This window comes from Mesorhizobium sp. M7D.F.Ca.US.004.01.2.1, assembly GCF_003997785.1.
In the GTDB taxonomy this organism is placed as follows: domain Bacteria; phylum Pseudomonadota; class Alphaproteobacteria; order Rhizobiales; family Rhizobiaceae; genus Mesorhizobium; species Mesorhizobium loti.
This window is the reverse complement of the sequence record NZ_RZRQ01000039.1, coordinates 21,247-27,638: the sequence shown is the minus strand read 5'-3', so window position 1 is coordinate 27,638 and position 6,392 is coordinate 21,247. Positions and strand designations below refer to the sequence as shown.

The window sequence follows — 6,392 nt, the reverse complement described above, 5'->3', positions numbered from 1 at the left end:
TTCGACACCTGCATTCACACCATTCGGACACTGCCGGCGCTCCAGCATGACGAAGCGCACCCGGAAGACCTCGACACCAAGCAGGAAGATCACGCTGCTGACGAGACTCGGTATGCCTGCATGTCGCGACCATGGACCGGCAAGCCGAAAGAGCGGCCGAAGGAAATCCCGAAGGCCGGCCAGATCATGTTGCCCGGTGCGCCCGACGACGGCGCAGGCATCCGAAGGATACGCGTATGACCGAACCACTGTACCGCGCCGGCCATCGCTTCGAAGGGCCTGACGGCCAAGGCTATGAGCTGATTGCAGATGTCGTCATCGGCGAGTTTGTGAAGGCGGATCAGTTCAAAGCGCTGAACGGTGCGCCAGAGCCAGAGGAAGGCAAGCGGATGCCTGAATGGCTGTCTAAGCAGGTAGTAGCCTAATGGCGACCGAAAGCGACGACGACGTGATGGACGATGGCGAAGCCGTCGATCCGTCGCTGAAACCCAAATCCTCCAAGGGCTGGTTGAAGCTCATCAAGGATCAGGAAAAGGCTGGGTTCGCCGACTACCAGGAGCGCTGCACCAACATCCAGAAGCGCTATGCCGAGCTTGCCCGCTTGGCCAGCATCACGCGCGACCGTGAATTCCAGATATTCTGGGCCAACATCGAGGTGCTTAAGCCGTCGATGTATTCCCGGCCCCCGGTGCCGGTGGTTGCGCCGCGCTTTCAGGATCGCCGGCCGGTGCAGCGCACCACGGCGGAGTTCCTCGAGCGCTGCACCGTGGTCACATTCGATCGCGAGCGCATCGACGGCGTCATGCGCCGTATCAGAGACGATCTGGCCCTGCTCAATCGCGGCTGCGCATGGCTCCGCTACGAGGCAAAGAGCAAGGACAACGACTTCGTCGAGCGGGTTTGCATCGACCACAAGAACCGCAAGGATTTCGTGCATGATCCGGCCCGCACATGGCGGGAAGTTGATTGGGTCGGCGGTGGCGCCTGGATGACGCGCAAGGAGATGCGGAAGCGTTTCCGCGCCACGTCCGGCAATGCCTATCAGGATGCCGAGTTCGCCGTCCGCAAGGACGACAAGAACAACCATGATGGCAAGCTGAAGGCGCGCGTCTGGGAAATCTGGTCGAAGTCTGAAAACAAGGTGGTTTGGGTCTCGCCTGGCGTCGATGTCGTGCTCGATGAAGGTGAGCCGCATCTGACGTTGGAAGGCTTCTTCCCATGTCCGGAGCCGGCATATGGAACGCTTCAGCCTGAAAGCCTGATCCCGGTCCCGGATTATCTGTTCTACAAGGATCAGATCGAGGAAATCAACGACATCACCAACCGGATCTCCGCGCTGACGCAGGGGCTTCGGGTTCGGGGGTTCTATCCCTCTGGTGCCGGTGAAATCGGCGATGCCATCGAAGCCGCACTGAAGTCGACCAACGACCGCCAGGTCATGGTGCCGGTGTCGAATTGGGCAGCATTTGGCAACGGTGCCGCAAAGGATACGATCGTCTGGCTTCCGCTGGACATGATCGCGACGACGATCACCCAGCTCATCTCGCTCCGCAAGGAGCTGATCGACGACATCTACCAGATCAGTGGCCTGTCGGACATCATGCGCGGCGAGAGCAATCCGAACGAAACGCTCGGTGCGCAGCAGATCAAGACGCAATACGGCTCGGTTCGCATCCGTGACCGGCAGAACGAACTGGTTCGTATCGCCCGCGACATCGCGGCCATTGCCGGCGAGATCATGGCCGAGAATTTCCAGCAGAAGACGCTGGCTGACATGGCGCAGATGGACCTGCCCGCCAACGCCGATATTTCGAAGCAGGTGAAAGCGCTGGAGGCCCAAGGCAAGTCGATCGCTGCGGAGCTTCAGCAGGCGCAGTCTGATCCCGAAATCGCTCAGATGGCCAAGCAGAACCCGGAAGCCGCACAGCAGATCATGCAGCAGGCACAAGGCCAGTTGCAGCAGATCAGCCAGCAGGTCGAGGAGCTGAAGAAAACCGTTACCATCGAGCAGGTGATGGACTTGCTCCAGGACCAGCGCATGCGACCGTTCAATCTCGACATCGAGACTGACAGCACCATTCAGCCCGACGAGAATGCCGAAAAGCAGCATCGTACCGAATTTCTTTCAGCATTGGGCACCACCTTGGCGCAGTTGGCGCCGATGGTGCAGTCGAAACCAGAAACGGCGCCTTTCGCTGCTGAATTGCTCAAATTTGCCGTCGCACCATTCCGGCCGGGCCGTTCGATGGACGCGGCCATCGATGAATTTGCCGAGAAGATGAAGGCCTCGGCTGGCCAGCCGCAACCAGATCCGGCAGCTGCGGCGCAAAAGGCCGATGCCGATGCCAAGGCGGCCGATCAGAAGCTGAAGCAGTACCAAGCCGCGCACGACGCGCAGTTGAAGGACGCCGCGGCAAAGCAGGACGCGGAGAGCAAGCGCGTCACCACTGAATTGCAGGTAAAAAACCTCATCGCGGCAGGTCAGGCAGCGGCGCAAAAGCATCAGCAAGACATGGAAAAGAGCGCCGTGGAACTGCAGATCAGGCGCCTCGAACTCGCCGCGCTACAGACGCCAGAGCCTGCCGCCGCAGTCGAGACCAAAGGCCCATCCGAATCAATCGCATTCAAGGATCTGCCGCCAGAAGGGCAAGCCCAGATGGCGCAACAAGCCGGCATCACGCTTTCACCGCAGGAGATGGCCGATCACACCGCTGGCCAGGATGCCAAGAAGGCAGCCGATGCTGCCGCCAAGGCCCAGAAAGGATCACCCCATGCCAGTTAGCGCTGATGAACTCTGCCGGGGAGGGATGAGCTATCCAGTGGCGATCGAGGTTGCCCGGCAGATGAATGCCGGGCTCACCAATGGCAACGCCGCCTCGCTGATGGCGGTCGGGCTGCCGGGCGAACAGGCCAAAGAAATCGCCCGGCAGATCAACGCCGGTGTTTTTGACGGTCACAAGCTGGCGATGACGCAGGTCAATCCGATCCTCGCGCAAACGCTGAAGCGGACCAGCGGCCTCTGATGACCTACGCATGGATTGATCTCGGCAACGGCCGGCAGGTGTTCCGCAAGGTGGAAACCGCCAGGCCAAAGCGTTCAGCACTTCCGGCGCCGATGATCAGCACCGATACGATGCCTGAAACGCAGTCGATGCTGGACGGCAATTACTACACCTCGAAATCGGCACTGCGCGCGACCTATCGCGCCGCTGGTGTCGAGGAGATCGGAAACGATCCGGCGCGGTATCGCCGGAAGCCGAAGCCCAAGGTCGACCGCAAGGCGATCAAGGATAGCGTTCAAAAGGCAAAAGCCCGGTTCGAGCGCGGCGAGAGAACCACAAGCAACTGATCTCCAAGCTGCGTTGTCAACCATTCGGTAGAGTCCTACCATCGATAGACAAATGGCGGAGGGGCGAAGTCTCATGCGAACGTCGCGCATTATTTTGTCTGCAATTGCTGTGTTGTTACAGGTTTCAACGGCTGGAGCCGGTCATTTCGTTGGAAGCTTCCAAGCCGAATTTCTAGACGACGGACGCAAGATAAGGCTTTTGCAGCCCTACGAGTTTGATGATGACAACAACAAACAGTGGAACGTGCCTAGTGGAACCGAGGTAGATGGAGCTTCAATTCCAAAGCCCCTCTGGAGCATAATAGGCGGGCCGTTCGAGGGTAAGTATCGGAACGCCTCTGTCATTCATGATTATGAATGCGATAAAGAAACCACCCCATGGTGGGACGTGCACCAGATGTTTTATGACGCCATGATTGCCTCGGACGTAGGCCCGATAGAAGCCGAAATCCTGTACCTTGGTGTTTTCAACTTTGGTCCACGCTGGACGGTCGCAGACCCTCCTAGCCACGTACGTGTGTGCACGACAGGAATCAACGGATTTACGTGCATCATGGAGTTCCGCGAGGGCATACCCCATGGGTATCCGCAGAACGCGTACAGCGAAGAAGACATGGCGAAGATTGAGGCGTACGTACGAGCCCAGGTTCAAGGCGGCGATCTACCTCTTGGCCGTGACGCCGACAAAGTTTTAACGAGAATACTTGGGCACTCGTCGATAATTAAGAACTAAAATCCCTTCGGCTTTCTCAGCGAAATAATCAGCCGAATTAGATTTTGATCACGCAGAATTCCGTGACGCAATCGCGCCGCGTCGTGCGCTCTTTTATCTGCAATCCCTCAGACGGAGCAATCCAATGGAAGACCTGAACGGAGGCGCATCAGCGCCCGCCGAGACCACTACTGTTGCACCCGAAGTCGAGACTGTCGCCCCGCCGGCGCCTGTCAATTCCGAGGTTCCCAAGGCCGAAGCAAAGTCCGATCCGAAGGCTGAGGAAAAGAAGGCTCCTACCGCTCGGGAAGCTCTAAAAGCTGCTGCCGAAAAGGTGGCGGAAAAGGCCAAGGCGGAGATATCGGACGCTGATAAGAAAGCCCCTCCGATCCAGTCGAAACCAGCCGACAAGACAGCGGACAAGGCACTACCAGACCCGAAGTCAGGGAAGGCGGTGGAAACTGCCGCCACGGTCGAAAAACCCGCTGAAACGGCTCCCAAGACCGCTCATCACGAGGCTCCGGCACGCTTCAAGAGCGATGCTGCGGCGATGGCGGAATGGGAGAAATCTCCAGAGCCCGTCAAAGCAGCCGTGCACCGCTCTATCCGCGAGCTCGAGGCCGGTATCGAAAAGCACCGCGTCTCGGCCGAGGCCTACGAACAGGTCAAGGACTTCGACGATCTAGCGAAGAAGAACAACACGTCGCTGCGCGATGCGATGACCCGCTACACCAATCTGGAGCGGACCCTTCTCACCAATCCGCTGAAGGGCATCGAGGCGGTTTGCGACTATGCTGGTGTCTCGCTGCGCCAACTGGCGGCGCACGTCATGGGGCAGAAGCCCGACGAGGTGCAGGGCCAGAACGATGCCACGGTGCGCGAGCTTCGGCAGGAGATTGCCTCGTTAAAGCAGCAGGTCGGTGGCGTGACCACCTCGATCCAGCAACAGCATGTCGAGCGCACCGGCGCCGCAGTGGAAAAATTCGCGGCCGAACATCCCCGGTTCGAGGAATTGGCCGAAGACATCGCCTTCTTTATCAAGTCCGGCAAGACCAAGGACTTGGCCGAAGCATATTCGCTGGCAGAACGGATGAACCCGGCTCCAGCCACAACAGCTCAAGCAGCGCCTCAGACGCGCACCGCTCCAGACCCGCAGGCTCAGACCCTGAAGGGCCAGAAATCCGTCACAGGCGCACCCTCGGCCGGCTCAGACCCGGCAACGAAGCGAGCCTCCACCTCAATCAAGGATGCACTCCGGCGGGCCGCAGCCCAAGCTGGATGATCCGGTCATAAAGGAGGGGCGAGATGCCTCTTACTTCAGTCGAAAAGAACCAGGAGATCCTGTCTCTGGCGCTTGAGGATCGATCCTCGGGTTACCAGGACCTGGTTTCCAACTCGTGCGCTCTGCTGCACGTGCTTCAAAGCAAGGGCAAGTTCAAGGAGTATTCCGGCCCGCGCATCCGTGAACGTCTTCTCTACACGAAGACCGGATCGGCCGTCTGGTATAACGGTTTCGGGTTCCTCAACCCGGTGCCGACCGAGTTGTTCAACGACGCCGAGTACACCCCGAAAATGGTTGCCGTCGCCATCACCCTCGCCAATGAGGACATCCTCAACAACGAGGGCGAAAACCAGCTTCTGGACATGATGGAAAGCCACATCGCAGCCGCCGAAAGCGAGCTGGAAGATGAGGTCGACATCTCGCTCCATGGCAACGGCACCCGCTTCGGCGGCCGCGAGCTTGGCGGCCTGCAGCTGGCTGTTCCGACCGTGAACAATTCCGGCACCTATGCCGGCATCGATCGCGGCGCCAATGCGATCTGGCGTACATCGGTGTTCGACGCGAATTCGTTCGCGACCGACATCGGCACCCAGGTCACCGCAACCACCGTCCGCCCGATGCTCAACCGCATCATGACGCAGCGCGCACGCGGCAAGAAAGCCGCTGACCTGCTGCTCATGTCGGCAGAGCATTATGCGGCCTACGATGCGGCCACTGTGGCCATCCAGCGCGTCAATGACGTGTCTGGGCTAGGCAAGCTCGGCTTCACGTCCCTGAAGTACTTCGGCGCCGGCCGCTCGGCCGACATCGTGCTTGAAGGTGGCATCGGTTCCAACATGCCGGCGAACACGACCTATGGTCTGGACACCGACAATCTTTGGGTCCGCTACCACCCAGAACGGAACTTCAACAAGATCGGCAAGGCGATGGTCCCGATCAACCAGGATGCCGTTGTCCAGTACATCGGCTTCATGGGCGAGGTGACCATGACGAATCCGCTCTTCCAGTGGAAGTTCTACGACTCCAACCCGGCCGCATAAGGAGGACCG

The 6,392-nt window shown here is 59.3% G+C and carries 7 protein-coding genes and 1 pseudogene; all 8 read left to right on the top strand.

Annotated features, from left to right (window positions below):
• Positions 1–240: pseudogene (locus EN993_RS08980) on the top strand (terminase); the annotation flags it as partial.
• Positions 237–425 carry a hypothetical protein gene (locus tag EN993_RS08975; protein ID WP_127262983.1) on the top strand — a complete coding sequence of 63 codons (189 nt, stop codon included), beginning with the start codon at positions 237–239 and terminating at the stop codon, positions 423–425. The pseudogene EN993_RS08980 and the gene EN993_RS08975, both read left to right, overlap by 4 nt.
• Positions 425–2,782 (top strand): hypothetical protein, encoded by a 2,358-nt coding sequence (locus EN993_RS08970; RefSeq protein ID WP_127262982.1) that lies wholly within the window; start codon positions 425–427, stop codon positions 2,780–2,782. The genes EN993_RS08975 and EN993_RS08970 overlap by 1 nt, the downstream gene beginning before the upstream one ends.
• Positions 2,772–3,023, top strand: a complete 252-nt coding sequence (locus EN993_RS08965) for a hypothetical protein (protein WP_127262981.1) — start codon at positions 2,772–2,774, stop codon at positions 3,021–3,023. The genes EN993_RS08970 and EN993_RS08965 overlap by 11 nt, the downstream gene beginning before the upstream one ends.
• Positions 3,023–3,349 (top strand): hypothetical protein, encoded by a 327-nt coding sequence (locus tag EN993_RS08960; protein ID WP_127262980.1) that lies wholly within the window; start codon positions 3,023–3,025, stop codon positions 3,347–3,349. The genes EN993_RS08965 and EN993_RS08960 overlap by 1 nt, the downstream gene beginning before the upstream one ends.
• A gap of 73 nt (positions 3,350–3,422) precedes the next feature.
• Complete coding sequence (locus EN993_RS08955) at positions 3,423–4,082, top strand: DUF1353 domain-containing protein (protein ID WP_164757585.1); 660 nt, start codon at positions 3,423–3,425, stop codon at positions 4,080–4,082.
• 124 nt (positions 4,083–4,206) lie between these two features.
• Positions 4,207–5,343 (top strand): hypothetical protein, encoded by a 1,137-nt coding sequence (locus tag EN993_RS08950; RefSeq protein WP_127373614.1) that lies wholly within the window; start codon positions 4,207–4,209, stop codon positions 5,341–5,343.
• Positions 5,344–5,366: 23 nt separating this feature from the next.
• Positions 5,367–6,383 carry a phage major capsid protein gene (locus tag EN993_RS08945; protein WP_127262977.1) on the top strand — a complete coding sequence of 339 codons (1,017 nt, stop codon included), beginning with the start codon at positions 5,367–5,369 and terminating at the stop codon, positions 6,381–6,383.
• The last annotated feature ends 9 nt before the right edge of the window (positions 6,384–6,392 follow it).

Bases quoted from the DNA above. Each gene is read 5' to 3' on its own strand.
- EN993_RS08975 (WP_127262983.1), top strand. From the start codon at position 237: ATGACCGAACCACTGTACCGCGCCGGCCATCGCTTCGAAGGGCCTGAC.
- EN993_RS08960 (WP_127262980.1), top strand. From the start codon at position 3,023: ATGACCTACGCATGGATTGATCTCGGCAACGGCCGGCAGGTGTTCCGC.
- EN993_RS08955 (WP_164757585.1), top strand. From the start codon at position 3,423: ATGCGAACGTCGCGCATTATTTTGTCTGCAATTGCTGTGTTGTTACAG.
- EN993_RS08965 (WP_127262981.1), top strand. From the start codon at position 2,772: ATGCCAGTTAGCGCTGATGAACTCTGCCGGGGAGGGATGAGCTATCCA.
- EN993_RS08970 (WP_127262982.1), top strand. From the start codon at position 425: ATGGCGACCGAAAGCGACGACGACGTGATGGACGATGGCGAAGCCGTC.
- EN993_RS08950 (WP_127373614.1), top strand. From the start codon at position 4,207: ATGGAAGACCTGAACGGAGGCGCATCAGCGCCCGCCGAGACCACTACT.
- EN993_RS08945 (WP_127262977.1), top strand. From the start codon at position 5,367: ATGCCTCTTACTTCAGTCGAAAAGAACCAGGAGATCCTGTCTCTGGCG.